The organism is Methylobacter sp., from assembly GCF_004322395.1.
Classification (GTDB): domain Bacteria; phylum Pseudomonadota; class Gammaproteobacteria; order Methylococcales; family Methylomonadaceae; genus Methylobacter_A.
Window position 1 is genome coordinate 1 of sequence record NZ_SCTW01000135.1, and the last position, 26,050, is coordinate 26,050.

Genomic DNA, 26,050 nt, shown 5'->3' on the forward strand with positions numbered 1-26,050 from the left:
TTTGGGTAGTGCATTTTGCCGTTGTGTACGGGGTTCAGCATATTGCCTGTGTCACGCTTGGAAACCGCGCGGAGTTTTGGGTAGAGATTTCCATTATTGTTGTCACTATTGTGGCGCTGCTGGCGTTACTGGTGTTAATCGTCAAGCCCGATGTTTTGCAGTATCTGGATAGAGATCAGGTCAGGCAGGAAACCACGAAAATATTTTTCTCAGCAATTATGCGTTTGCTGGCGTTATTATCTTTTTTTGGCGTTTTATGGTCGGGGATCGCTTTATTTTTTCTGCCGACATGCGGTTCAATTACATGAAATACTGGGCTGGTGGGAGTATTCCGGCTTAATGTCGTCTGCGCGGCATATCATTCGCCCCTGAATTTACTGCTGTATTCTCAGCCGCAAGTACGTATCGATTAAGCCTGAATGTTGATAGGTAGTGATACGAATACCATTGATTTACTGCATGTTATAAATTTCTTAAAGACTTATAGCTGCCAGAGAGATAGAGACCGTTTTTGAGCTTCATGGGTTGCGTCCTCTGCTTTACGTTAAGCTCGCTGCAAGACCCATTCAATGAGGATATACGACAATGGCAAAAATTCTCGTTCTTTACTACAGCATGTACGGTCACATCGAACTCATGGCGAAAGCGGTGGCTGAAGGTGCGAGTAGCGTTGAAGGAACTGAAGTTATCATCAAGCGTGTACCCGATCTAGTGCCTGAAGACGTGGCACGAAAGGCCGGAGCCAAGCTCGATCAGGCAGCGCCGATTGCGGCAGTGGAGGAGTTGCCTGATTATGATGCGATCATCTTCGGCACACCGACGCGTTTTGGCAACATGTGCGCACAGATGCGCAATTTTCTTGATCGGACCGGTCGGCTGTGGGTAAACGGTAGCTTGATAGGGAAGGTCGGCAGCGTGTTCACATCCACATCCACACAGCACGGCGGACAGGAAACCACGATCACCTCGTTTCATTCCACCTTGTTGCATCAGGGCATGATTATCGTGGGCGTTCCCTATTCCTGCCAGGAGATTCTGAACATGAATGAAATCACCGGTGGATCGCCTTATGGCGCGAGCACGCTTTCCGGCGCCGATAACAGTCGCCAACCGTCGGAGAACGAATTAAAAATCGCCCGTTTTCAAGGAAGCCATGTTGCGAAAGTGGCTATGAAGCAAGTAGCTTAACAGGCGCTCGAATAGGGACGCCAAATAAATGAACGGTTCTAAATCCGGATTTCGCCGTGGCATCGTGAGTAACTACCCTGTTCTCGTGACCGCGCCGGTCTCTGCGATGACAGACAATCAAATCGCTCCGCTTAACTATTTTTTACATAGTTACGGCCCGGCCTCAATGCCCACAATGTATTTGGGATGGGTTTTTGTCGCACTTTTGGTTGCAATCTTTGTCATCATCTCACTGCTTCTGATCTGGGCTGTTCTCCGTAAACGCTCCGCTGAAGATCCCCGTTCAGTTGGCCGCGAAGATCAAGGAATGCAGTGGATTTATATCGGAACCGGCATATCCACCTGCATTTTGTTTGCACTGGTTATTTACACACTGATTACGCTTAATGCGATTTCAAAACCTACGCAAGCTCCGGCGTTGACGCTGACGGTCACGGGGTACGACTGGTGGTGGAAGGTCGAGTATGAAAACGATGACCCAAGCCGCCGCTTTGTTACCGCAAACGAGATACATATTCCAATAAGACAGCCGGTCCTCATCAAGCTGAAAAGCGCCGATGTTATTCATGCTTTCTGGGTGCCGGTGCTTGCCGGAAAAACGCAAATGATTCCGGGTCTGACTAATCAGCAATGGATTGAAGCCGATGTCGAAGGTGTTTATCTGGGCCAATGTACGCAGTATTGCGGGGTTCAGCATGCGCATATGGGTTTTGAGGTTGTGGCGCAAAGTGAGGATGAATTCAAAATATGGCAAGACGGTCAGCGTAGAACAGCCGCAACGGTTTTTGCAGTCGATGTTAATGCCGGGCGAAAAATTTTTCTGGACCGGTGCGCCGGGTGTCATACCATTCGCGGAACCGAGGCTGCAGGTGCTCACGCACCCGATTTGACGCATTTGAAATCACGCCGTTTGATTGCCGGCGGATTAGTAACTAATACTCCGGATCATTTGGTGAAATGGATTACCCACGCTCAGGAGCTTAAGCCGGGGGCGCGCATGCCCAGCATGGTGCTAACAGAGGCAGAGATTAGCGCGCTGTCAGCATTTTTATCGACACTCAATTAGGAAGGAATGCCTGTTATGACAGATGTAGATGTCGCTCAAAATATGTCCGACCCTGCTGGCTCAAGCGGACTAAAGCCCTCTCCAGAGGGAGAGGGTTGGGTGAGGGGAAATCAAAATAAGGAAGAAAGCTTATTTAATCCCCCTCATCCCAACCTTCTCCCTGAGGGAGAAGGAGCCTATGCTGTTAGCTCAACATCACCAAACCCCGCTCTCACTCGCATACCCGAGGTGGGCTCCGCCCCTATAGGATCGGCTGAAGAGAAGCATCTTGCTGAATTATGGGAGTCGGCTCCTGGATGGCGCGGTTGGTTATCGACGATCGACCATAAAACCATAGGAATGCGTTATCTTGTCACCGCATTTATTTTTTTGCTGATGGGTGGAGCCGAAGCACTGATTATGCGTTTGCAACTCGCACGGCCGGACCAAACCCTGTTGACGCCGGAACAGTACAACCAACTGTTCACGATGCACGGCATTACGATGATTTTTCTGTATTCGTTGCCGGTACTATCAGGTTTTTCCAACTATTTATGGCCGCTTATGCTGGGTTCGCGGGATATGGCTTTTCCGCGCCTTAACGCATTTTCTTATTGGGTTTTCCTGTTTGCCGGTATTTTTTTATACACCAGCTTTCCTCTCGGAGAAGCGCCGAACGCGGGTTGGTTCAACTACGTGCCGTTTGCAGGGCCGGAATACAATACCGGCCCCAACATCGACGTCTACGCCCTCGGCATGGTATTACTGGGGATTTCGACAACCGTCGGGGCTATCAATTTTATTGTCACGTTATTTCGAATGCGCGCGCCCGGCATGTCGATCGGCCGTGTGCCGATTCTTATTTGGGGAACGCTAACTGCCGCAGTCGCCAATGTTTTTGCCGTTCCCTCAGTCAGTCTTGCCTTTTTCCTGTTGTGGCTGGATCGGCAAACGGATACGCATTTTTTCGATATGTTAAACGGCGGCAAGCCGCTGCTCTGGCAGCACTTGTTCTGGATGTTCGGACATCCGTGGGTTTATGTGGTCGTGCTTCCGGCCATGGGTATCGTTTCCGACGCGCTGCCTACTTTTTGCAGACGTCCGTTAGTCGGATATTCGGCGGTGGCGCTTTCAACCATGGCGACCATGCTGCTCGGCTTCGGCGTATGGATACACCATATGTTCGCCACCGGCTTGCCTCCGCTTGCACTGTCGTTTTTCGGTGCGACCAGCATGGTGATTTCGATTCCCAGTGCCGTCGCCGTGTTCGCATGGATAGCGACTATTTGGCTGGGACGCCCGGTGTTCAATACGCCGTTCCTGTTTTTTGCCGGTTTTGTGATTTTGTTTATGATCGGCGGATTTTCAGGAGTGATGGTTGCAGCCGTACCTCTGGATTTGCAGCTAAACGAAACCTACTTCATTGTCGCGCATTTGCATTACGTTTTGCTGGGCATCAATGTGTTTCCGGTGGTTGGCGGAATCTATTATTGGTTTCCCAAATTCTTCGGCCGCATGATGGATGAAACACTGGGGAAATGGAGTTTCTGGGTTATGTTCATAGGCTTTAATTTGGGGTTTTTCCCGATGCATGTGTTAGGCCTGCTGGGCATGCCGCGCCGTATATATACCTATGCGCCGCACATGGGTTGGAGTACGGTCAACATGGTCACTTCGATTGGGGCATTTATTTTTGCTGCCGGTATTTTGATTTTTATAGTCAATATTCTTGTTAGTTTGAAGCGCGGAGCTTTGGCCAGTTCAAATCCTTGGGATGCGCCGACGCTTGAATGGGCTGTGCAATCGCCGCCGCCGGTTTACAATTTTGCAGTTATTCCTTTTATCGCTAGCCGCCATCCATTATGGGAGGATCGGCTTGATGAAAACGCAGGACGATCCAGTCTTGATCAAGGTTATTTGTTGATGGAAGGCCGGGAAACGATCGGCACGACGCCATTGGACGCGATACCGGACGTTATCCTCAAAATGCCGGAGGATTCTTACACTCCTTTCTTTCTCGGGCTATTTGGCGCCTTAGTCTTCGTCGGCTTATTGCTGCATTCGCGAGAGTTTACGGTGCTGATGGCTTTGGCTTGCAGCCTGTCGTTGATGGTATGGCTGTGGCCGAGAAAAGCCTTAGTCCAGCGTGTGCCGGACATTAAATATAATAAAGGGGTGGCTCATGGCTGAGGCGATGCAACTGGATCAAGCACTGCCGGTAGGCAGCGAAGGCAAACGTTCCGGCGGCTGGTGGGGAATACTGGCGCTGATTGCCACAGAAGGCTCCCTGTTCGGCTATCTACTGTTTACCTATTTTTACTTGGCATCTCAAACCGAACAACATTGGCCGCCTGAGGGCTTGCCTATTCTGTTCATGCCGACCATGAATACCTTGATATTACTTACCAGCAGTGCATGTGTTTGGATTAGCGAGCGCTGTATTCAGCGCTCGCAGTTTGACTGGAGCATTGCATGGATGGCGTTAGCGCATATTCTGGGCGTTTGCTTCGTAGTCATTCAACTTAATGAATGGAGCAAATTTACCTACGATATGTCATCGAATCTGTATGGATCGCTGTATTTCATCATCACAGGATTTCATATGCTGCATGTCATTATAGGAGTGGTCATCCTGATGGCGCTGCTGCTTTGGATCGCGCTGGGCTATTTTGATCACAGACGCTACTCCGCCGTTACTATTGGCGGGTTGTACTGGCATTTTGTCGATGTGGTTTGGCTGTTTATATTCACAACTTTGTATCTCACACCCTATTTTTACTAGGGCAGAATATGAACTTTTCCCTTAACCGCGATCCGTCTGTTGAAGTTCCTGCCTCCGGTAGTCGCCGGGTCAGCGTTTGGCTATGGCTGGGTTTATTCGGCGCTCCGGCCGCATGGGTAGCGCAACTATTGTTGAGCGAGCCGTTCGCCGCTTATGCCTGCTATCCCCATCAAGTTCCTCTGTCCGCGCCTATCTTTGAAGGACTCCCTGTAATATTGATGGCGATCAGCATTGCATGTTTTGCGGTTGCTCTGCTATCCGGATTTGCTGCATGGATCTCATGGAGACAGTTTGAAAAAGGCCGTGCCGTCAAGGCCGGCGAGGATAGAAACCGGTTTTTAGTAAAGTTAAGTCTCCTGTCGAGCTTCATTTTTATTATTGCGGTTATATTCAACATCTGTGCAGTTCTATTGGTGCCGCCGTGCAGTTCATGGTTTTAATGATCATGCTATTGAAAATCGCCGGCATATTAAATAGAACGGCAATTAAGGTTGTAATTTGTGGGTATGTGGCATTTTTGCCCAGCCTGGTTATCGCGCAACAGATTGACCGGGCCGATATTAATCGGGGAGCTTATCTCGCCAGGATTGGGGACTGTGTAGCCTGCCATACGGCCGGACCGCAAGCTCCGCTGTTTGCCGGAGGGATGCCGCTCAATTCTCCTTTCGGTTTAATTTACTCGGCGAACATTACGCCGGATCCGGTCAACGGTATTGGCCGTTACACATTGGACGATTTCAGCCGCGCAGTCCGGAATGGGATTGATAAGAACGGCAGCCGCCTCTATCCGGCGATGCCTTATCCGTCGTTCACAAGGATTACAGATGAGGATATTCTTGCTCTTTACATTTATTTCATGACTGAGGTAAAGCCTGTCGATTATAAGCCGCCCGAAACGAAATTGCCTTTTCCTTTTAATATACGCTGGGACCTGATTTTTTGGGATGCGATTTTTGTCAGAAACGAGCGCTATAAGCCGCGTAATGATCGTGACGCTCAATGGAATCGAGGAGCTTATCTGGTGCAGTCTCTGGGTCATTGCGGTACTTGCCATACGCCTCGCGGTCTTGCTTTCCAGGAAAAGGGTTACACGGAATCCTCTCCGGCGTATTTAAAAGGGGCTGTGTTGGACAATTGGTTTGCTTCTGATCTGACGGGAGATCTCGGCTCCGGATTAGGCCGATGGTCTGAAGCCGATATCGCCTCATTTTTGGCGACAGGCCATGGCGGACAGATAACAGCGTCCGGCAGCATGATCGCCGTCGTTGAAAACAGCACGCAATATTTGCATAAAGATGATCTTAATGCGATTGCACACTACCTGAAGTCTCTTCCTGCTCATGACGAAAAGGCCCACTATAAACCGGATCTGCCTGGCGTTGCGATGACAGTAGCGGCAATGGCGACCGGTGAAATTGAGCGTCCCGGCGCCGGTCTTTATCAATCATTTTGCATGAAATGTCATAAAAACACCGGAAATGGCGAACCAGGTAAATTTCCGAAGCTCGCCGGAAATTCCAGCGTTCTTGCCGAAAACACTACTTCATTGATTCGTTTGCTGTTGGAAGGAAGTAAGACGGCGCAAACAAAAGAAGGACCGAAGCCTCAGGAAATGCCCGCTTTTGCGGAAAAATTTTCCGACTTGCAGATCGCCGAAGTGCTAAGCTTTATTCGTAATAGCTGGGGTAATAAGGCTTCCCCGGTGACGCCACGCGAAATATCGTCGCTACGACGTAGGCTGCAAAAGAAACCGTAAGTGTTTATCCGGCGAAGTTTTATCGGCAGAGCAATAAGCTTCGGTTGGCAAGGTTCTTTTTGCGCTACCGATCTTTTGGCCTGTTATAGAACTTATGCCGGTGAGTGCCTGTCCGCAACAGGCCTCGTGTTTCAAATAATCCGTTAAATATAATGGCGGATTCCATTTTACAAATCGAATTATGAATAGCTTAAAATACTGGTATCCAAATCCTCAATGGCTTGCCGGATCTCTTCTTGTGTATTCATCACAAACGGTCCGTAACCGACTATCGGTTCGTTAATGGGCTCCCCGTTCATGACCAATAGAGTGGAGTTTTTGAGAGCTGTAAGACTAATAGTTTTGCCTAAGCGTTCAAAAAAAGCTAACTCAGTATCGCCCATTGTCGTCGAATTATTGATCTTGACGCTGCCTTTCAAATTAAACAGTATTGTTGTGTAGCCTTCGGGAAAAGTAAGTTCAACAGTATGGTTGGCCTGCAAGCGTAAATCCCATAAATTAACCGGAGTATAGGTATTTGCAGGGCCTTTGACTCCCTGATAATGCCCTGCAATTATCCGCAAAACGCTACCTTCTTCATCCAGCTTTACCATTGGAATTCTGTTGTCGGTTATAGATTGATAGTGTGGGTCAATCATCTTATATTTAGCTGGCAAGTTTACCCAAAGCTGTATCGCTTCAAAGGTTCCTCCTTGACGAGTAAAGGCAACGGAATGCATCTCTTCATGCAGGAGACCTTTGCCCGCAGTCATCCATTGCACATCGCCGGGGCCTATCAATCCGCCATTACCTGCGGTATCGCGGTGTTCGATTTCACCTTGATAAAGAATGGTAACGGTTTCGAATCCCCGATGCGGGTGGAAACCTACGCCTTTTGGTTTCGCTGCGGGTGGAAACATGGTTGGGCCTGCATAATCAAGCATCAGAAAAGGACTTATTTCGGCATCCGGGGTGTTATAGGAAAATAATGTGCGTACCGGGAAACCGTCCCCTACCCAATGAGACTGATCGGTGCGGGTAATTCGATGTATCTGTTTCATAGCATTGTCCTTTTTCTTGAGGCGTTTGTTTAAGCAATACTACCGGAACCGGAAAGCGCTAAAAAAATTTAGTGCATCAATATTTTTAATCCGCACGATACGTAGAAAACTATATTCGATGTACAAGTACCTTTAATGTTTTATTGCAAAGTAGTGAAATACAGCATGATTAATTTATTCAGCGGGTGTTGAATGGTGTTGGTTGTGTTCCGGTATTTCCTCGTTACCGTGCTCGATTTTTTGGGCGTCAAACCATTGATGAAGAGCCTGAACAAACTGGGGATACTCAGTTGAATAATGAATTTGTGCTCCATTCGGCAACGCTTTATATTCAAATTTTATATCGTCGGTTTTGGCTGTTTTTAACACAGTAAGGCCGGGCATCTCGGACCCGTGTATGCGCTCGGTCATAGAAAAGTCGCCTTTAGCGAACTCATTGGCAAGCTTTTGTAGATGCGCCTGAATCAATTGTATTTGCTTCGTATCGTCTGCTGATTTGGCGACAATATGCTGAATGCCTCCATGAACGGTTTTGGTAAATGTCTCCAGGGTTTTGTTTAATGAAAAAGGCACCAGTTGCTGCATGCGTTGATGTACTTCATTAATATTTTCTGGGTGAGCTTGTTCAAGAGCCCATGCTGTCGCAGAAAAAAACAAAAAGCCAGTCAAAATTAATTGGTATTTTTTCATCATCTACTCCTGGTTTGTTCAGAACAAATGAGACATTTAAAATCCATAAATTAAAGTATCTCTTGTTTGAGAACTGTGAAGAATCCGTATGACTACCTACCGTTACTGGTTTTGATGCCGGTAGATAATGATACGGATATCATTGATTTAGCCATTATGGCACCACCCGGCTATTCAAGCCGGATAATGTATTTAAATCTTATACAATTTAATTTTAATATGCTAACAACTTGAATTACCAGAAAAGTTGTTGTTTCCGTGTTGTTCGGTTTGAAAAATGATAGACGGCTAGATAAAACACTATCGGCTTCGACACTATTGAGACAATTTGATATAATTCTAAAATTAATTTCATGCCATGTGGTCGCACTTAAACAAAAATTTAAGAAAAAGTGTGTTTTCACTTAGTCACGAAACCATGCCGGTCTGTATAACGGCACACTTGTGTATAGGGATCAATGTCAAACTTCGCTAAAGAAATAATACCTGTTAATCTCGAAGACGAGATGAAGCAGTCCTATCTCGATTACGCCATGAGCGTTATCATCGGTCGAGCCCTTCCGGATGTCAGAGACGGCCTTAAGCCGGTTCACCGCCGTGTGTTGTATGCAATGAGCGAGTTGGGCAATGACTGGAACAAACCTTATAAAAAATCGGCGCGTGTAGTCGGTGACGTGATCGGTAAATACCATCCTCATGGCGATACGGCGGTTTATGACACGATGGTACGTATGGCGCAGGATTTTTCTATGCGCTATATGCTGATCGACGGGCAGGGCAATTTCGGTTCTGTTGACGGCGACTCACCTGCGGCGATGCGTTATACCGAAGTGCGCATGTCGAAAATCGCTCATGAATTGATGGCCGATTTGGACAAGGAAACGGTCGATTTTGCGCCCAACTATGACGAATCGGAGTCCGAGCCGAGAGTATTGCCGACGCGGGTGCCGACTTTACTGGTTAACGGTTCATCCGGTATTGCGGTGGGCATGGCGACCAATATTCCTCCGCATAATCTATCTGAAGTCATTAGCGCTTGTTTGGCGATGATCGATCAACCCGATCTTACTGTGCATGACTTAATGGCTCATGTTCCAGGGCCTGATTTTCCTACTGCGGCGATTATCAATGGCGCTTCAGGCATTTATAACGCCTATACCACCGGACGCGGCAAGATTTATTTACGCGCACGCTGTCATTTCGAAGACATCGGCGACAGCAGCCGGCAAGCGATTATTGCCACCGAATTGCCTTATCAGGTCAACAAAGCCAGACTGTTGGAGAAAATTGCCGAGCTGGTTAAGGAAGGCAAGCTTGAAGGCATTTCCGGTTTGCGCGACGAGTCGGACAAAGACGGCATGCGCATGGTGATTGAACTGCGTCGCGGTGAAGTGCCCGAAGTGGTGCTAAACAATTTGTATAAGCAGACGCAATTCCAGACCGTGTTCGGCATTAACATGGTTGCGCTGTTGGATGGTCGCCCGCATTGTATGAATCTTCGGGAGATTATCAGCGCCTTTATTAATCACAGGCGGGAAATTGTTACCCGCAGAACGATTTATAACCTGCGTAAAGCCCGGGAAAGAGCGCATATCTTGGAAGGGCTTGCGGTTGCTTTAGCCAATATCGACGAAATGATTGCTCTAATCAAAGCGGCTGCGACTCCGGCTGATGCTAAAGTCGGCTTGTTAGAGAAAAGCTGGGATGCGGGACTGGTTGCGGCGCTGTTGGACCGTGCCGATGCGGATCGTTCAAGACCGGAAGATTTGCCTGTGGAGTTCGGTATTCATGCGGGCATTTACCGTCTGTCTGAAACTCAGGCTCAGGCTATTCTCGATTTGCGTCTGCATCGTTTAACCGGTCTGGAGCAGGACAAGATAGTCAATGAATACAAGCAGCTGCTGGAGCAAATCGATGAGTATTTGTTTATTTTGGGTAGTGATGTTCGGCTGATGGAAATCATCAGGGAAGAGCTGGTGGCTATCAAGGAGCAGTATTCCGACGAGCGGCGCACGGAAATTATCCAAAATCGTTCGGATTTATCCGATGAAGACCTGATTACCGAAGAAGATATGGTCGTAACCATGTCGCACGAAGGTTATGTCAAGTCCCAGCCGCTGAGCGATTACAAGGCGCAACGGCGCGGTGGCCGCGGCAAATCGGCAACTGCGACTAAAGAAGAAGACTTTGTCGACAAGCTGATTGTTGCGAATACCCACGATACTATTTTGTGCTTTTCGTCGTTGGGCAAGGTTTATTGGCTTAAAGTCTATCAATTGCCGGTTGCCAGCCGCGCAGCGCGAGGCAAGCCCTTTGTTAATTTATTGCCGTTGGAACAAGGCGAAAAAATTAATGCGATGTTGCCGATACGCGAATTTAGCGACAATAAATTCATTTTCATGGCGACCTCTGCGGGTACCGTTAAAAAAACCCCACTGAAAGAATTCGAGCGCCAACGCACTAACGGTAAAATAGCGATCGATTTACGAGAAGACGATACGCTGGTGGGCGTTGCGGTAACCGACGGCCATCAAAATGTGCTGTTATTCAGCAGCACCGGCAAAGCGGTCTGCTTTAATGAAGAAGATGTACGTTCGATGGGTAGAACGGCATCCGGTGTGCGCGGAATTCGTTTGCAGGAAGGTCAAAAAGTCATTTCCCTGATTATTGCGACCGAAGGCACGGTGCTGAATATCACCGAGAACGGCTACGGCAAGCGAACCAAACTGGAAGAATTTACCTGCCACAAACGCGGCGGCCAGGGACTAATTGCAATACAAACATCTGCGCGTAACGGCGCTGTGGTTGGCGCTGTATTGGTCAACGATCATGACGAAATCATGCTGATTACCGATGGCGGCACCTTGGTTCGTACCCGGGTTGACGGCATTTCGGTGGTTGGTAGAAATACTCAGGGCGTGACGATTATCCGGTTGGATAAGAAAGAAAAAGTGATCGGCGTTGACCGAATCGAAGGCTTGGCAGGGGTAGATGATACCGATGATCTTTTAGATGATGCCGAAGCAGAGCAGGATGCGTCGGAACAAATAACAAATGACGATAGTGAATCGGGAGAGGAATCGTAATGTCCAGAGTTTATAATTTTAGCGCAGGGCCGTCTGCATTTCCTGAGTCGGTATTGCAGCAAGCGCAGCAAGAAATGCTGGAATGGCGCGATAGCGGTATGTCGGTCATGGAAATGAGCCACCGCGGCAAGCATTTCTCTATCATTGCCGAAGAGCTGGAAAGCGATTTGAGAGCGCTTTTGGCCGTTCCTGAAAACTATAAGGTTTTATTCTTGCAAGGCGGCGCGTCGGGGCAATTTTCATTGATACCGCAGAACATTCTGAACGGCAAAACCAAAGCCTGTTACTTAAATACCGGCGCTTGGTCGGAAAAAGCCATCAAGGATGCAGGGGCTTATTGTGATGTAGTCGTCAGCGCCAGTTCGGAGAGTACAAAATTTACTACGATTCCTGATGCTTCAAGCTGGTCTATCGATAGTCAGGCGGCTTATCTGCACTATACCTCTAATGAAACCATTCACGGTGTGGAGTTCCAGTCTTGTCCGGACAGCAAGGGCTTGCCGCTGGTATCGGATATGTCATCGAATATTTTATCGCGCAAAATTGATGTCAGCCAGTACGGCCTGATTTATGCCGGAACCCAAAAAAATATGGGGCCTGCCGGCGTCACTGTAGTAATAGTCAGGGACGATTTAGTTGGTCATGCGCCTAAAACCGTGCCGCCGGTTTTTAACTATGCTGAGCAGGCAAAAAACCAGTCCATGCTGAATACACCGGCAACTTATAGCTGGTATCTGTGCGGGCTGGTGCTTAAGTGGTTAAAAGAGCAGGGCGGTGTTGAGGGTATCGAACAACGCAATATCGCTAAAGCGGCGAAGCTGTATCAGGCTATCGATCAGTCGGCTTTGTATTCCAATCCGGTTGAGGTTGCGTCCCGTTCGCGGATGAATGTGCCGTTTATTCTAGCCGATGAAAGCCTGGATAAGCCGTTTTTGGCCGCTGCGGAAGCTAACGGTTTGTTTGAGTTAAAAGGCCATCGTTCAGTGGGCGGCATGCGGGCGAGCATTTATAATGCGATGCCGGAAGCCGGTGTACAGGCCTTGATTGATTTCATGGCTGAATTTGAACGCACCCATTAATCGAAGGCCGAGTTAGAAAAATAGAACGCGGATGCCAAAAGTAGGCGCCTCTAGGCGACGCAGATAAATATGATTAACGCAGATAATTCAAAAAAATCTTATTTGATCATAACTATCAGCGTCATCAGCGTTCTCGGCAACTGCTCCTGCGTTGCTCTACCTTCTGCATCCATGCAGTCGTATTTTTTCTAAATGCTGAGTAGTTACTGAAAACCCAATATTTGAATCAGGCCGCCATGTCATCCGTCACACCCCTTTCTGAATTAAGAGACAAAATTGATGTAATCGATAAGCAGATTCTGCAATTGATTAATCAACGTGCATCTTGCGCAAAGGAAGTTGCTAAAACCAAGATTGCACAGGGTGAACAAGGTACATTTTATCGCCCGGATCGCGAGTCATTGGTATTGCGGCGCATAAAAGATTTGAATGAGGGGCCTTTATCCGACGATACGGCGGCTCATTTTTTCAGAGAATTGATGTCAGCGTGTTTAGCATTGGAAAAACCGCTGGATGTGGCTTATTTGGGCCCTGAAGGGACATTTACCCAGCAAGCCGCAATTAAACATTTTGGCTCGGCGGTTAAAACGATACCGGCTCCAAGCATTCACGATATTTTTAATGCAGTGGAAAACGGCAACTGTCAATTTGGTGTTGTGCCGGTCGAAAACTCTACCGAAGGCGTCATCAGCCATACTTTGGACAGGTTTTTGAATTCGCCGCTAAAAATATGCGGCGAAGTTGAAATCAGAGTGCATCAAAACTTGATGGGCCTTGTGAATAACCTGGATGAAGTAACCGAGGTATTTTCTCATCAGCAATCTCTGGCACAGTGCCGGCACTGGCTAGATAACCGTTTGCCGAATGCCAAGCGAACTGCTGTTAACAGTAACACCGAAGCGGCAAGATTAGCGTCAACCAATAAACAGGCGGTTGCCATTGCGGGTGTTGTTGCGGCTGAAATTTATCAATTAAATCTCATTGAAAAAAATATCGAAGACGAACCAAACAACACCACCCGTTTTATTATTATTGGAAAGCAAATATCTTCTTCCACTGGTAAAGATAAAACATCGCTGGTTGTTTCTACAGGCAATCAGCCAGGCGCGTTGCACAAGATACTTGAACCTTTCGCCAGATTTAATATCGATATGGTCAATATTGAATCCAGGCCGTCGCGCCAGGGATTATGGGATTATGTGTTTTTTATCGATATTGATGGTCACAGTGAAGATGACAAAGTTTCCCAAGCTTTGGCTATATTGAATGACAACGTCCATATGCTCAAACTTTTGGGTTCTTATCCTAAGGCCGTACTCTAATTTTCTCCCTCATCCTTTTGGCATGAGTATTAATTGCTCTCAAACAGACTCCATGAATAACGCAGATAAAATCTATAATCTTGCCGTGTTCGGCGTACAAAAGCTTATCCCTTATACCCCAGGCAAGCCGATCGAAGAACTTGAGCGTGAGCTGGGACTTACTCAGATCATAAAGCTTGCCTCTAATGAAAATCCATTAGGACCTGGCAAAAAAGCCTTGGCTGCGATACAGGCGACATTGAAGGATTTGGCCTTGTATCCGGATGGCAACGGTTTTAATTTAAAGCAGGCATTAGCGAAAAAGTATGCTGTCGGCATGGATCAGATTACTCTGGGCAATGGTTCCAATGAGATTCTGGAACTGGTAGCCAGGGCATTTTTGACGCCGGAATTCGAAGTGGTTTTTTCGCAGCATGCTTTTGCCGTATATCCGATAGTTACTCAAGCGGTTGGCGCTAAAGCTGTTGTGGCGCCAGCTTTAAATTACGGTCACGATCTTGATGCTATGCTTCAAAAAGTGACTGATAAAACGCGGCTGGTTTTTATAGCGAACCCGAATAACCCGACCGGCACGTTGTTGGATCATGCCAGTTTGGAGTCATTTATTCAGGCACTACCGGATACTTGCGTGTGCGTTCTCGATGAAGCCTATTGTGAATTTGTTGGTGACGGTCGCATCGGTTCCTTACCGATTGCGACACTTCCGCCATCTTTGGCAGTCGGAAGCGCCGATAACTCAATAGCTTGGCTAAAAAAATACCCTAATTTATTAATTACCCGTACCTTTTCCAAGGCCTATGGCTTGGCTGGGCTACGCGTAGGATACGGTTTATCCAGTCCGCAACTGGCCGACATCCTGAATCGAGTGCGCCAGCCCTTCAATAATAATATGTTGGCTCTGGCCGCTGCCGAGGCGGCGTTGACGGACACTGAACACCTGCAAAACACCATTGCGGTTAATGCCCAAGGTATGCAGTTTATAACCGATGGTTTTAAAAATTTGGATTTAGAATGGATTCCATCGGCAGGCAACTTTGTATTAGTCGACGTGAAACAATCCGCGATGCCGATTTATGAGGCTTTGTTGCGAAAAGGAGTTATCGTCAGGCCGGTTGGTGTGTATGAATTACCCAATCATCTGCGCATTACTATTGGCACGCAGGCGGAAAATCAGCTGTTTCTACAAGCATTAGCTGAAGTTTTATCAGGCAATGTTTAACCGGATTTGCATTATCGGCGTTGGATTGATTGGCGGGTCTATCGCCCGCGCAGCACGGCAGCACGGTTTATGCAATAACATAGTCGGATACGGTCGTCAGCAAGATCAGCAAAATATGCAAACGGCAAAACAACTGGGTGTTATTGATGATTATACTCTGGAGCTTTCGGAAGCTGTTCAGGACGCTGATTGCATTGTGGTAGCGACACCTGTTGCGAGTATCGAAAGTATTTTTGCCCAGCTTAAACCGCTGTGGTCGGATAGTGCTATTTATACCGATGTCGGCAGCACCAAAGGCAGTGTTATTACTGCTGCAGAGCGGATTTTTGGCGTTGTTCCGGATAATCTGGTTCCCGCGCATCCGATAGCCGGTGCAGAACAAAGTGGCGTGACAGCATCGGTAGATAATTTGTTTCAGAATAAGCGTTTGATTATCACGCCGGTCGGCAATACCAGTTCCGAAGCAGTGCAAAAAATCCAATGCTTTTGGGAACAACTGGGGGCGTTAGTATCGGTGATGGATGTGAGTCGCCATGACGGTGTATTGGCCGCAACCAGTCATTTGCCGCATATTCTAGCGTTTGCCTTAGTAGATATGCTCGGCCATAAAGACGAACAGAGTGAGATTTTTAAATATGCGGCCGGCGGGTTTAGAGATTTTACCCGGATTGCTTCCAGCGACCCGACTATGTGGCAGGATATTTGCGCCGCCAATAAGAACGAGATTATTCCTTTAATTGAGCAGTTAAAAGGAGAATTAGATAAAATACAACGTTTGCTGGAAACTAACGACAGCCGGCAACTTTTTGAAACCTTTACGTATGCCAGAAATGCACGGCAACGCTTTCTTGACCAGTTCGATAATAATTAATATGTCAAAATCAATAACATTTCAGGTTCAACCCGGCGGCAAACTACAAGGAGAGGCACGTGTGCCCGGCGATAAATCCATGTCGCATCGATCAATCATGTTGGGCTCGCTGGCCGAAGGCGTTACGCATGTAAAAGGCTTTCTGGAAGCGGAAGATGCGCTGGCGACGTTGCAGGCTTTTCGTGATATGGGGGTTGAAATTGAGGGACCGGTCAATGGCGAACTAACCATTCACGGTGTCGGTAAGCATGGTTTAAAAGCGCCTAAAAACGATTTATACCTGGGGAACTCCGGGACATCCATGCGTTTGTTGAGTGGATTATTGGCAGGTCAGGCGTTCAATTCAGTATTAACCGGCGATAAATCATTGTCCGGAAGGCCTATGAAAAGAGTCACCGAGCCGTTGGCAACAATGGGGGCCGATATAAAAACCACTGAGCGCGGTACGGCACCATTGCATATTACCGGCAGGGCAGGGCAGCTGACCGGAATTGATTACGCAATGCCGATAGCCAGTGCCCAGGTCAAATCCTGCCTGTTGTTGGCAGGCATGTATGCGCAAGGCGTAACCTGCGTTACCGAGCCTGCACCTACCCGAGATCATACCGAGCGCATGTTGGCCGGTTTTAATTACCCGGTGAAACAAGAAGGCAATAAAGTCAGCATTACCGCCGAAGGGAGTTTAACCGCTGCCGATATTGACGTACCCAGTGATATTTCATCGGCGGCATTTTTTCTGGTTGGAGCGTCCATTGCACCGGGTTCCGACCTGTTATTGAAACATGTCGGTATTAATCCTACGCGTACCGGGATCATTGACATCCTCAGATTGATGGGCGCCAATATTGAAGTTCTTAACGAGCGCACTGTCGGAGGCGAGCCGGTAGCCGATCTGCATGTTGTATACAGCCCTCTTAAAGGCATAGACATTCCCGAGCATCTGGTACCGCTAGCTATTGACGAATTTCCGGTTTTGTTTGTCGCTGCCGCTTGCGCAGAAGGCCAGACACGCTTAACCGGTGCCGAAGAGCTCAGGGTAAAAGAATCCGATCGCATTCAGGTAATGGCGGACGGCTTGCAAATATTAGGCGTGGATGCACAGCCGACAGAAGACGGCATGATTATTCAGAGCGGCCCGATAGGCGGCGGTGAAGTTATATCGCATGGCGACCACAGAATCGCGATGTCATTTTCAATTGCCGGGCTACGTGCCGACGCACCGATTACCATCCGCGACTGTGAAAATGTGAATACCTCGTTCCCTGAGTTTAGGGATTTGGCAACACGTTTAGGTCTTAATCTTGTTTGCAGGGAAGAAGCGTGACAGTTTCGGTATTGACTATCGATGGCCCTAGCGGTGCAGGAAAAGGCACGGTTAGCAGGGCGGTGGCAAAAAAATTGGGCTGGAATTACCTGGACAGCGGCTCTATTTACCGTTCATTGGCAATTGCTGCGTTAAAGCAGGCTGCTGACCTGGAAGATGAAGCAGCTATTGCCGATATAGCCCAAGCAATGGTGCTGGAATTCGATTGTGGCGATGATTTGATCGTTAGGCTAAATGGTGAAGACATCACAGCACAATTAGGGCTGGAAAGCACCGGCAATACGGCTTCCATCGTTGCGGCGCTACCTGAGGTCAGGCGTGTTTTATTGCAAAAACAGAAGGATTTCAAGCAACTGCCGGGACTGGTTGCAGATGGGCGCGATATGGGAACAGTGGTTTTTCCCGAGGCCCAAAACAAGGTGTTTTTAACCGCCAGCGCAGCCGAAAGAGCTAAACGGCGATATAAACAGTTGATAGAAAAAGGGATTGATGCTAACCTAGCACAGATAACAAATGAGATAGAAGAACGTGATCGCCGGGATATGGAGCGTAAGACCGCTCCGTTAGCTATGGCGAGTGATGCGTTTTATATTGATTCTTCGGATATGGCATTAAATGCTGTCATTGAAGAAGTACTGAATTTAATCCAATAAGGATTACTTACGTGGTCACCGCAAATTGTTTGCGTGTGATCTTTTTTTAACTTTGATAAAGAAAAGGTCTGTTCGTGTTTTAACAGGCTTGGGAATGGAAAATGAGCGAAAGCTTTGCTGAATTATTTGAAGAAAGTCTAATCAAGACGGAAATGCGTCCTGGCGCCATGTTAATGGGTACGGTTGTCGATATCGAAAACGATATGATCATCGTCAGCACCCATTCGAAATCAGAAGGTGTCATTCCAAAATGGCAGTTTCTAAATAACGATGGCGAATTAGAAGTTGCCATTGGCGACGAAGTCGAGGTTGCCCTTGATTTATTTGAAGACGGCTTGGGTGCCACACTGCTTTCTCGTGATAAAGCGAAGAAAAACAAAGCTTGGTCTGAACTTGAACATGCGTTTGAAAAAGAAGCAACTATTATCGGTCGTATTACCGGCAAAGTTCGCGGTGGTTTCACTGTAGCGGTTGGCGCATTACGTGCTTTCTTGCCTGGTTCATTGGTTGATGTTCGCCCGATCAGAGACACGACTTTCCTGGAAAATCGCGATCTGGAATTCAAAGTTATAAAAATCGATCAAAAACGTAATAACGTAGTTCTGTCCCGTCGCGCCGTTGTAGAAAAAGAATACAGCGCGGAAAGAGAAGAATTGCTGAAAACGCTGGAAGAAGGCGCAATCGTTACCGGCGTGGTTAAAAACCTGACCGATTACGGCGCGTTTATCGATCTTGGCGGTATTGACGGTCTGTTACACATCACCGATATGGCATGGAGACGCGTACGTCATCCGTCCGAATGTGTGGAAATCGGCCAGGAAATTAAAGTTAGAGTCCTGAAATACGACAAAGATAAAAACCGTGTTTCATTAGGCATGAAGCAAATGGGTGAAGATCCATGGCAAAACATTGCCCGTCGCTATCCAGCAGGCACACGCGTATTCGGTAAAGTGAACAACCTGACCGATTACGGTTGCTTTGTTGAAATTGAAGAAGGCGTAGAAGGTTTGGTTCACGTTTCTGAAATGGATTGGACTAACAAAAATGTCAACCCTTCCAAACTCGTTCAATTGGGCGATGAAGTCGAAGTGATGGTTCTGGAAATCGATGAAGAACGCCGTCGTATTTCTTTAGGCATGAAACAATGCAAAACCAATCCTTGGGATGAATTTGCAGCAACACATAACAAAGGCGATAAAATCTCAGGAAAAATCAAATCGATTACTGATTTTGGTATTTTCATCGGCTTGGATGGCGGTATTGACGGTTTGGTTCATATGTCCGATATTTCATGGGCAGATGAAGGTGAAGCTTCGGTTCGCGACTTCAAGAAAGGCGATGAACTGGAAACTGTTATTTTAGCGGTTGACTCTGAACGTGAGCGTATCTCTTTAGGTATCAAACAACTTGAACAAGATCCATTCCAAAACTTCCTGGCTACTCATGAAAAAGGCAGCTTGGTGAAAGGGACTGTTAAAGAAGTTGATGCTAAAGGCGCGGTTGTCACTTTAGCCGATCACGTTGAAGGCTATTTACGCGCTTCCGAGATTCAACGCGATCGCGTTGAAGATGCGAGAACTTTGTTAAAAGAAGGCGACACACTTGAAGCCAAATTCATCGGCGTAGATAAGAAAAGTAAGTCGATTTCTTTATCTATCAAAGCTAAAGATAGCGATGAAGAATCTCATTCAATTAAAGATCATTCTCAGCAATCATCAGTTGGTGTATCCACACCTACTTTTGCCGATATTTTTAAGCAGATGGAAAAATAAAAATCATGAGGAGTGTGTATGAGTATACGCTCCTTTAATTTTATTTGTTTTCGCAGGATAGAATGTGACAAAATCAGAATTAATTGAAGCACTTGCCAAACATCAGCCGCATCTTGCACAGAAAGATGTAGAGATAGCGGTAAAATGTATCATTGAACAAATGAATCAGGCGTTATCATCCGGTGAAAGAATCGAGATTAGGGGATTTGGTAGTTTTTCGCTACATTTGCGCCCTCCCCGCATGGGACGCAATCCTAAAACAGGTGAATCTGTAGCATTGTCAAAAAAACATGTGCCGCATTTTAAGCCTGGAAAGGAACTTCGTGATCGAGTAGATGCTTCACGGGAAAAATGTAAGATAGTCGATTAATCATTGTGAGTTAAAGCTCTGCAAAGTTCATGCAGAGCTTTAATATCCTGAAAGTTAAAAACTTTACATTCTTTGCCTTTTTATACTCCCCATTTTTGTTTAAGTTTCTGCCGGTTCAATGCCAACCATTGAATAGCAATAATGGGTATTGCCGATTTTATCTCGCCGTTTTCTAACATAAGATACACTTCATCAAAATCAGCAGCACGTACCAATATATCTTCATCCTCATGGTCTAGACCATGAATACCGCCTACTTGAGTGCTGTCCACTTTACCGCAAAACAGGGTAATCCATTCGGACGAACCGCCTGGAGTGGTATAAAACTCATTAATAACCATCAATTGCTGAATTTCACAGCCCGCTTCTTCCAGAGATTCCCGATAAGCGACTTCCTCGGCAGATTCATCTTCCTCGATTGCCCCTGCAACAATTTCCACTAGCCAAGCTTTATCCGGATTTAAAATTGCGCCGGTTCTAAACTGTTCGATCAGTACTACTTTATCGGCATCTGGGTCGTATAGCAGAACCGCGACGCAACTACCGCGCATGAATAACTCGCGCGTTATTTCAGAGCTCCATCCTCCGCCAAACAAAGTATGTTTAAGGCGGTATTCTTCTACGCGGAAAAAACCTTGATAAACGATTTTTTGGGTTAAAACTTCAAACTGTTTATACATGATTACCTATATACGCAACTCTATAGATGACACCTAGCCTATCGTCGCTGATCAACAGACTACCGTCAGGCATTTCCAAAACATCGACGGGGCGTCCCAGAACTTTATAGTCTCTGGTTAACCAGCCATCTATAAAAACTTGCTCTGAAACGGGTTGACCTTGACTGAATTTTACCAAAACAACCTGATAGCCTATTGGGATAGAACGATTCCATGAACCGTGCTGAGCTACAAATAACTGGTTCTTAAATTCGATAGGAAATTGATTGCCTCGATAAAAACGCATACCTAATACTGCTACATGCGCCTTAAATTTCCATACCGGCGCAGTAAATTGACTGCACATTTTATCTGCTGAAGCAAATTCTGGGTCAGGAATGTCACCGCCATGGCAATAGGGAAAACCGAAATGTTGACCGACAGTAGCCCACTGATTAAGTTCATCTGGCGGCAGGTCATCACCCATGTAATCGCGACCATTCTCTGTAAAAAACAAGGCATTGGTTTCCGGTTGCCAATCAAATCCAACCGAGCTTCTGATACCCCGTGCAAGAATTTCAAAACCGCTACCGTCAGGATTTAGCCTAACCAGAGAGCTATAGATCGGTTTCTCAGGCTCACAAACATTGCAAGGAGAGCCGACTGCAGTGTACAGCTTGTTATCAGGGCCAAAGCGCAAATATTTCCAGCCATGATGCTCATCGGATGGAAGTTGATCGTAAATTACGACGGGTTTAGGCGGATTAGCTAACTGCTGCGTGATTTGATCAAAACGAATAATACGATTAATTTCCGCTACATAGAGTGTATCGTTCTTGTAAGCGACGCCGTTGGGGCTGTTTAAATGGCTGGCTATCACATAATGTTGATCTGCGACGCCATCGTTATTGATATCTTGTACGGCGTAAACGGTATTTTCAGTTGCTGTACCTACAAATACTACGCCATTGTCGCCCAAGGCCAAGCTGCGGGCATTAGGGAGATTATCGGCGAAAATGGATAAGGTAAAGCCTGCAGGAACATGTAGTTGCTGTAGAATGTCGCTTGGCTGCGTAAAAGCTAAACAAGGGTTAATTAAAAACAAAGCGAACAATATTGCTTTTATAATATGCATGAGAATACCCCTCCGTTAAACTTTAAGTTAAATTAACATTCTTATTAGGGTTGGAATATAGTATTCAAACCCCCATATAGACTAAACCTTAACCTAATCAAAAAGGCTCAAAATATATGATGCGTATTTTTCTTTTTTTTGCAACCAATGCGGCCATATTAGTTGTGGTCAGCATTATTTTTAATGTTTTAGGCTTAAGCAGCGCCCTGGATGCTCAAGGCGTCGATCTTAATCTGAATGCTCTTTTAGTCATGTCAGCAATAATCGGCATGACCGGCTCCGTTATTTCTTTGGCCATGTCTAAATGGTCGGCAAAAAGGGCGATGGGCGTACACGTTATCGAACAACCGCAAAACCAGACCGAACAATGGTTGATTAACATTGTGGCCAAGCAAGCCAGTCAAGCAGGTATCGGCATGCCGGAAGTCGGTATTTTTCAAACTCCCGATGCCAACGCTTTTGCTACCGGCATGAGCAGAGATAGTGCATTAGTCGCTGTCAGCACCGGCTTGTTGCAGAACATGAACCCCGATGAAATTGAAGCGGTTGTCGGTCATGAAATCAGCCATGTTGCTAACGGCGATATGGTAACTATGGCATTAATGCAGGGTGTAGTAAATACGTTCGTTTACTTCTTTGCCACCATCATCGGTCACGTTGTCGATCGGGTTGTATTTAAAACCGAGCGCGGTTACGGCCCAGCCTATTACATTACTCAAATGGTAGCTCAAGTTGTCCTGGGGATTCTGGCTTCTATGCTGGTCATGTGGTTCTCCCGTTATCGTGAATTTAAAGCGGATGCCGGCGGTGCAAACTTAGCCGGACGGGAAAAAATGATCGGTGCTCTGCGTGCTTTACAACGTGGGCACGAAGCAGAAGACCTGCCGGGGCAATTGGCGGCTTTCGGCATTAACGGCGGTGGCGTGAGCAGGTTGTTTATGAGTCATCCACCATTGGAAGAACGCATTGCCGCGTTACAAAACAACCGTTAATTAACAAAAAAGCATAAAACCACGAAGGCACGAAGAGCACGAAGTTTTATTTCTTCGTGCTCTCGGCAATTGCTCCTGCATTGCTCTACCTTCTGCCTCCATGCAGTTGTTCGTGCCTTCGTGGTGAATCATTCTTATGCTTAAGTTGATGCTCATATCCCATGTCTCAACACCAATATATCCGTTTTGCGCTTAGTCTGTCATACGACCAATACCTTAAGGTTTATCAAGGTATGGCTAAAAACGTTTCGGTCGTTGCCGATGATGGCAGAAGAGTTGCTTTTCCGGCGGGAAGGATTCAGTCTTTTTTGACCAATCAGGGTATCAACGGCTATTTCGAAATGGAATTAACGCTTGAAAACAAATTCGTCAGTATCAAAAAACTGAGTTAGAAAATAGAACACGGATGAAACATAAAATCCGTTCCAATTCGTCTAATCCGTGTTCCATTATTAAAATACCAATAAATTCTCATCACTCTAAATTGAAGGTGTGCAATTGAAAACAGAAATTTTGGTGTTGGGCGGTGGCCCTGGAGGTTATACAGCAGCATTCCGTGCCGCTGATTTAGGTAAGCAAGTCACTTTGGTTGAACGCTATCCGGTTTTAGGCGGGGTTTGCTTAAACGTCGGCTGCATTCCTTCAAAAGCCTTGTTGCATGTGGCTACCGTGTTAAATGAAGCTAAAGAAATCAATCCAGCCGGAATCGGTTTTGCCGAACCCAACATTGATTTGGAAAAACTGCGCGGCTGGAAAAATAACATCAGCTCCCAGTTAACCGCGGGCTTAGCGGCGTTGGCGAAGCAACGCAATGTAACGGTTGTTAAAGGCGTCGGTCGTTTTGTTTCCGACACGCAAGTGCTAGTTGAAGACGGTGACGACACTCAGACGATAGAGTTTAAACAGGCTATTATCGCGGTCGGCTCCCAGCCGGTAAAAATACCCTCGTTTCCGAATGACGATCCCCGGCTGATGGATTCCACCGATGCGCTCAATCTTCAAAACATCCCCAAAAAACTGCTGATTATCGGCGGCGGTATCATCGGCTTGGAAATGGCGACCGTTTATAACGCGCTGGGCAGCAAGATCACTGTCGTAGAAATGCAGGATCAGATTATTCCCGGTTGTGACAAAGATCTGGTCAGGCCGTTAATGCAACGGATCAAAAAACAATACGACAATATTTTCCTGGAAACTCAAGTAAAAAATATTGAAGCATTGCCGGAAGGATTGAAAGTCAGCTTCAGCGGCAAAGACGTACCCGAAACCGATGTATTCGATAAAGTACTGGTTGCAGTAGGAAGGCGCCCCAACGGCCATTTAATCGATGCCGATAAAGCCGGGGTTAATGTCGATGAGCGCGGATTCATCAGCGTCGATAAACAACAACGCAGCAATGTGAAACATATCTTTGCGATTGGCGATGTAGTAGGAAACCCGATGCTGGCGCATAAGGCGTCGCATGAAGGTAAAATAGCAGCCGAAGCAATTGCCGGTATGGCGACCGAGTGGCGGGCTTTAACCATTCCTTCCGTCGCTTATACCGATCCGGAAATAGCCTGGATGGGCTTGACTGAAAATGCCGCTAAAGCGCAAGACATAGCCTACGAAAAAGCCGCTTTCCCGTGGGCGGCCAGCGGGCGATCGTTAAGCATCGGCCGCAAAGAAGGCGTGACTAAATTGCTTAGCGACAAACGAACCGGCTGTATTCTCGGTGCGGGTATCGCAGGCACTAATGCCGGTGAGTTAATCGCCGAAGCCGTATTGGCTTTGGAAATGGGCGCAACTGTTGAGGATTTGGCATTAACGGTACACGCGCATCCCACGTTGGCGGAAACCTTGGGCTTTTCGGCTGAAATGATCGAAGGCACTATTACTGATTTATTTATCAAGAAACGATGAAAGAACAATTACAAAACAAAAGCTTTGTTACCAATTTAATCGCAGTTGCAATCATTTTTATCGGCTACGTTAGCTCGGCGGAATTAATCAAATCCATCGGCTTTTTTGCCCTTTCCGGAGCCATAACCAATTGGCTGGCTATTTACATGCTGTTTGAGAAAGTGCCTTATTTATACGGTTCAGGCGTTATCCCAGCAAGGTTTGAAGAGTTCAAACTGTCCATCAAGCAGCTGATGATGGAGCAGTTTTTTACCGCAAACAACATCGAACAGTTTATTGAAAACGAGGAACAGCAGGGCAAAAACCTGCTGAATCTGGAGCCTTTGTTGAATGCGGTCGATTATGACAAGGTTTACGAAGGCTTGGTATCGTCTATTATGGGTTCATCTTTTGGCGGTATGTTAATGATGATGGGCGGCGAAGAAGCGCTGGTGCCGTTAAAAGAGCCGTTTACCGAAAAAATGAAAATCACCCTGACCGAAATGGTCGAGTCCGACCGGTTTAAATCCGCATTAAAGCAGGGTCTGGATGCTCACAAAATCGGCGGCGATATTATCGACAAAATTGAAACAGTAATCGATAAGCGCTTGAGTGAATTAACACCGCAATTAGTAAAAGAGATGGTTCAGTCTATTATTCATGAGCATTTGGGCTGGCTGGTAATTTGGGGCGGTATTTGCGGCGGTTTGATGGGCGCATTATTTGTTTTCGCCTGATGGAAACCGTGCAACTGGCTTTTGAGGAATTCGGCGACTCAAATAATAGCCCTTTAATTATCCTGCATGGTTTTTTCGCTTCGTCGCGTAACTGGCGGCAGATAGCGTTAAGACTGTCTGTACGGTTTCATGTGTATGTGCCGGATATGCGCAATCATGGTGCATCGCCACATCATCCACTAATGGATTATCCGGCCATGACAGCGGATTTGCTGCAATTTATGGATGATCATGGACTAAAAACAGCCAGCTTGCTGGGACACAGCATGGGCGGCAAGGTGGCAATGTGGCTTGCGCTTTCTGCTCCGGACAGAGTGAACAAGCTGGTTGTGGCTGATATTGCGCCGGTCAGCTATAAACACAATTTTGACAAAACCATCCAGAGTCTAAAAGCACTGCCGTTGGCTGAAATAAGCAACCGCAAACAGGCTGAAACATTATTGGCTGAG

General features: G+C 46.8%; 25 protein-coding genes. 21 read left to right on the forward strand and 4 right to left on the reverse strand.

Annotated features, from left to right (window positions below):
• From EPO18_RS18005 to EPO18_RS18035, 7 genes are all read left to right on the forward strand, one after another.
• Nucleotides 1-308: hypothetical protein (locus tag EPO18_RS18005; RefSeq protein ID WP_292435755.1), on the forward strand; the 308-nt coding region annotated here is incomplete at its 5' end.
• A 277-nt stretch (nt 309-585) separates the two neighbouring features.
• Nucleotides 586-1,188 carry an NAD(P)H:quinone oxidoreductase gene (gene wrbA / locus EPO18_RS18010; protein WP_292435757.1) on the forward strand — a complete coding sequence of 201 codons (603 nt, stop codon included), beginning with the start codon at nt 586-588 and terminating at the stop codon, nt 1,186-1,188.
• A gap of 28 nt (nt 1,189-1,216) precedes the next feature.
• A complete protein-coding gene (coxB, locus tag EPO18_RS18015; RefSeq protein WP_292435758.1) occupies nt 1,217-2,254 on the forward strand; it encodes a cytochrome c oxidase subunit II in 1,038 nt (345 codons plus the stop codon).
• Between the two features lie 15 nt (nt 2,255-2,269).
• Complete coding sequence (gene ctaD, locus EPO18_RS18020; protein WP_292435760.1) at nt 2,270-4,423, forward strand: cytochrome c oxidase subunit I; 2,154 nt, start codon at nt 2,270-2,272, stop codon at nt 4,421-4,423.
• A complete protein-coding gene (locus tag EPO18_RS18025; protein ID WP_292435762.1) occupies nt 4,416-5,015 on the forward strand; it encodes a cytochrome c oxidase subunit 3 in 600 nt (199 codons plus the stop codon). Before ctaD ends, EPO18_RS18025 begins: the two co-directional genes overlap by 8 nt.
• Nucleotides 5,016-5,023: 8 nt before the next feature.
• Nucleotides 5,024-5,455: a hypothetical protein gene (locus EPO18_RS18030; RefSeq protein ID WP_292435763.1), complete on the forward strand. Its 432-nt coding sequence runs from the start codon at nt 5,024-5,026 to the stop codon at nt 5,453-5,455.
• A 5-nt stretch (nt 5,456-5,460) separates the two neighbouring features.
• A complete protein-coding gene (locus EPO18_RS18035; protein WP_292435765.1) occupies nt 5,461-6,771 on the forward strand; it encodes a cytochrome c in 1,311 nt (436 codons plus the stop codon).
• 179 nt (nt 6,772-6,950) lie between these two features.
• Here the strand turns inward: EPO18_RS18035 and EPO18_RS18040 are convergent, their stop codons facing one another.
• Both EPO18_RS18040 and EPO18_RS18045 read right to left on the reverse strand, forming a co-directional pair.
• Nucleotides 6,951-7,811, reverse strand: coding sequence for a pirin family protein (locus EPO18_RS18040; RefSeq protein WP_292435767.1), 861 nt, complete (start codon nt 7,809-7,811; stop codon nt 6,951-6,953).
• 174 nt (nt 7,812-7,985) lie between these two features.
• Nucleotides 7,986-8,501, reverse strand: a complete 516-nt coding sequence (locus tag EPO18_RS18045) for an aspartate carbamoyltransferase (protein WP_292435769.1) — start codon at nt 8,499-8,501, stop codon at nt 7,986-7,988.
• Between the two features lie 458 nt (nt 8,502-8,959).
• Between EPO18_RS18045 and gyrA the strand changes: the two genes are divergently transcribed.
• The 9 genes from gyrA (at nt 8,960) to EPO18_RS18090 (ending at nt 20,197) form a co-directional block, all read left to right on the forward strand.
• Nucleotides 8,960-11,587 (forward strand): DNA gyrase subunit A, encoded by a 2,628-nt coding sequence (gene gyrA / locus EPO18_RS18050; RefSeq protein ID WP_292435771.1) that lies wholly within the window; start codon nt 8,960-8,962, stop codon nt 11,585-11,587.
• Nucleotides 11,587-12,666: a 3-phosphoserine/phosphohydroxythreonine transaminase gene (gene serC, locus EPO18_RS18055; protein ID WP_292435773.1), complete on the forward strand. Its 1,080-nt coding sequence runs from the start codon at nt 11,587-11,589 to the stop codon at nt 12,664-12,666. The genes gyrA and serC overlap by 1 nt, the downstream gene beginning before the upstream one ends.
• 236 nt (nt 12,667-12,902) lie before the next feature.
• Nucleotides 12,903-13,988, forward strand: coding sequence for a prephenate dehydratase (gene pheA / locus EPO18_RS18060; protein ID WP_292435776.1), 1,086 nt, complete (start codon nt 12,903-12,905; stop codon nt 13,986-13,988).
• A gap of 52 nt (nt 13,989-14,040) precedes the next feature.
• Nucleotides 14,041-15,207 carry a histidinol-phosphate transaminase gene (gene hisC / locus EPO18_RS18065; RefSeq protein ID WP_292435778.1) on the forward strand — a complete coding sequence of 389 codons (1,167 nt, stop codon included), beginning with the start codon at nt 14,041-14,043 and terminating at the stop codon, nt 15,205-15,207.
• Nucleotides 15,200-16,078 (forward strand): prephenate dehydrogenase, encoded by an 879-nt coding sequence (locus tag EPO18_RS18070; protein WP_292435783.1) that lies wholly within the window; start codon nt 15,200-15,202, stop codon nt 16,076-16,078. Before hisC ends, EPO18_RS18070 begins: the two co-directional genes overlap by 8 nt.
• A gap of 1 nt (nt 16,079) precedes the next feature.
• Complete coding sequence (gene aroA, locus EPO18_RS18075) at nt 16,080-17,402, forward strand: 3-phosphoshikimate 1-carboxyvinyltransferase (protein WP_292435785.1); 1,323 nt, start codon at nt 16,080-16,082, stop codon at nt 17,400-17,402.
• On the forward strand, nt 17,399-18,055 hold the full coding sequence (gene cmk, locus EPO18_RS18080) for a (d)CMP kinase (RefSeq protein ID WP_292435786.1): 657 nt from the start codon (nt 17,399-17,401) through the stop codon (nt 18,053-18,055). Before aroA ends, cmk begins: the two co-directional genes overlap by 4 nt.
• Nucleotides 18,056-18,156: 101 nt before the next feature.
• Nucleotides 18,157-19,827, forward strand: a complete 1,671-nt coding sequence (gene rpsA / locus EPO18_RS18085) for a 30S ribosomal protein S1 (RefSeq protein ID WP_292435788.1) — start codon at nt 18,157-18,159, stop codon at nt 19,825-19,827.
• A 64-nt stretch (nt 19,828-19,891) separates the two neighbouring features.
• On the forward strand, nt 19,892-20,197 hold the full coding sequence (locus EPO18_RS18090; RefSeq protein WP_006893893.1) for an integration host factor subunit beta: 306 nt from the start codon (nt 19,892-19,894) through the stop codon (nt 20,195-20,197).
• 80 nt (nt 20,198-20,277) lie between these two features.
• On the opposite strand, the gene EPO18_RS18095 is transcribed toward EPO18_RS18090, so the two are convergent.
• Both EPO18_RS18095 and EPO18_RS18100 read right to left on the reverse strand, forming a co-directional pair.
• On the reverse strand, nt 20,278-20,877 hold the full coding sequence (locus EPO18_RS18095) for an NUDIX domain-containing protein (protein WP_292435796.1): 600 nt from the start codon (nt 20,875-20,877) through the stop codon (nt 20,278-20,280).
• A complete protein-coding gene (locus EPO18_RS18100) occupies nt 20,870-21,991 on the reverse strand; it encodes a PQQ-dependent sugar dehydrogenase (RefSeq protein ID WP_292435798.1) in 1,122 nt (373 codons plus the stop codon). The genes EPO18_RS18095 and EPO18_RS18100 overlap by 8 nt, the downstream gene beginning before the upstream one ends.
• Before the next feature lie 116 nt (nt 21,992-22,107).
• Between EPO18_RS18100 and htpX the strand changes: the two genes are divergently transcribed.
• The 5 genes from htpX to EPO18_RS18125 form a co-directional block, all read left to right on the forward strand.
• A complete protein-coding gene (htpX, locus tag EPO18_RS18105) occupies nt 22,108-22,983 on the forward strand; it encodes a protease HtpX (protein ID WP_292435800.1) in 876 nt (291 codons plus the stop codon).
• A 161-nt stretch (nt 22,984-23,144) separates the two neighbouring features.
• Complete coding sequence (locus EPO18_RS18110; protein ID WP_292435802.1) at nt 23,145-23,375, forward strand: DUF2835 domain-containing protein; 231 nt, start codon at nt 23,145-23,147, stop codon at nt 23,373-23,375.
• A 100-nt stretch (nt 23,376-23,475) separates the two neighbouring features.
• On the forward strand, nt 23,476-24,885 hold the full coding sequence (gene lpdA / locus EPO18_RS18115) for a dihydrolipoyl dehydrogenase (protein ID WP_292435804.1): 1,410 nt from the start codon (nt 23,476-23,478) through the stop codon (nt 24,883-24,885).
• Nucleotides 24,882-25,601 carry a DUF445 domain-containing protein gene (locus tag EPO18_RS18120; protein ID WP_292435806.1) on the forward strand — a complete coding sequence of 240 codons (720 nt, stop codon included), beginning with the start codon at nt 24,882-24,884 and terminating at the stop codon, nt 25,599-25,601. The genes lpdA and EPO18_RS18120 overlap by 4 nt, the downstream gene beginning before the upstream one ends.
• Nucleotides 25,601-26,050, forward strand: a 450-nt coding sequence (locus tag EPO18_RS18125) for an alpha/beta fold hydrolase (RefSeq protein ID WP_292435808.1), incomplete at its 3' end; no start/stop codon positions are given. The genes EPO18_RS18120 and EPO18_RS18125, both read left to right, overlap by 1 nt.

Excerpts from the sequence above, each read along its gene's own strand:
- wrbA (WP_292435757.1), top strand. The coding sequence starts at position 586 with ATGGCAAAAATTCTCGTTCTTTACTACAGCATGTACGGTCACATCGAA.
- coxB (WP_292435758.1), top strand. The coding sequence starts at position 1,217 with ATGAACGGTTCTAAATCCGGATTTCGCCGTGGCATCGTGAGTAACTAC.
- ctaD (WP_292435760.1), top strand. The coding sequence starts at position 2,270 with ATGACAGATGTAGATGTCGCTCAAAATATGTCCGACCCTGCTGGCTCA.
- EPO18_RS18025 (WP_292435762.1), top strand. The coding sequence starts at position 4,416 with ATGGCTGAGGCGATGCAACTGGATCAAGCACTGCCGGTAGGCAGCGAA.
- EPO18_RS18030 (WP_292435763.1), top strand. The coding sequence starts at position 5,024 with ATGAACTTTTCCCTTAACCGCGATCCGTCTGTTGAAGTTCCTGCCTCC.
- EPO18_RS18035 (WP_292435765.1), top strand. The coding sequence starts at position 5,461 with ATGCTATTGAAAATCGCCGGCATATTAAATAGAACGGCAATTAAGGTT.
- EPO18_RS18040 (WP_292435767.1), bottom strand. The coding sequence starts at position 7,811 with ATGAAACAGATACATCGAATTACCCGCACCGATCAGTCTCATTGGGTA.
- EPO18_RS18045 (WP_292435769.1), bottom strand. The coding sequence starts at position 8,501 with ATGAAAAAATACCAATTAATTTTGACTGGCTTTTTGTTTTTTTCTGCG.
- gyrA (WP_292435771.1), top strand. The coding sequence starts at position 8,960 with ATGTCAAACTTCGCTAAAGAAATAATACCTGTTAATCTCGAAGACGAG.
- serC (WP_292435773.1), top strand. The coding sequence starts at position 11,587 with ATGTCCAGAGTTTATAATTTTAGCGCAGGGCCGTCTGCATTTCCTGAG.
- pheA (WP_292435776.1), top strand. The coding sequence starts at position 12,903 with ATGTCATCCGTCACACCCCTTTCTGAATTAAGAGACAAAATTGATGTA.
- hisC (WP_292435778.1), top strand. The coding sequence starts at position 14,041 with ATGAATAACGCAGATAAAATCTATAATCTTGCCGTGTTCGGCGTACAA.
- EPO18_RS18070 (WP_292435783.1), top strand. The coding sequence starts at position 15,200 with ATGTTTAACCGGATTTGCATTATCGGCGTTGGATTGATTGGCGGGTCT.
- aroA (WP_292435785.1), top strand. The coding sequence starts at position 16,080 with ATGTCAAAATCAATAACATTTCAGGTTCAACCCGGCGGCAAACTACAA.
- rpsA (WP_292435788.1), top strand. The coding sequence starts at position 18,157 with ATGAGCGAAAGCTTTGCTGAATTATTTGAAGAAAGTCTAATCAAGACG.
- EPO18_RS18095 (WP_292435796.1), bottom strand. The coding sequence starts at position 20,877 with ATGTATAAACAGTTTGAAGTTTTAACCCAAAAAATCGTTTATCAAGGT.
- EPO18_RS18100 (WP_292435798.1), bottom strand. The coding sequence starts at position 21,991 with ATGCATATTATAAAAGCAATATTGTTCGCTTTGTTTTTAATTAACCCT.
- htpX (WP_292435800.1), top strand. The coding sequence starts at position 22,108 with ATGATGCGTATTTTTCTTTTTTTTGCAACCAATGCGGCCATATTAGTT.
- EPO18_RS18110 (WP_292435802.1), top strand. The coding sequence starts at position 23,145 with ATGTCTCAACACCAATATATCCGTTTTGCGCTTAGTCTGTCATACGAC.
- EPO18_RS18120 (WP_292435806.1), top strand. The coding sequence starts at position 24,882 with ATGAAAGAACAATTACAAAACAAAAGCTTTGTTACCAATTTAATCGCA.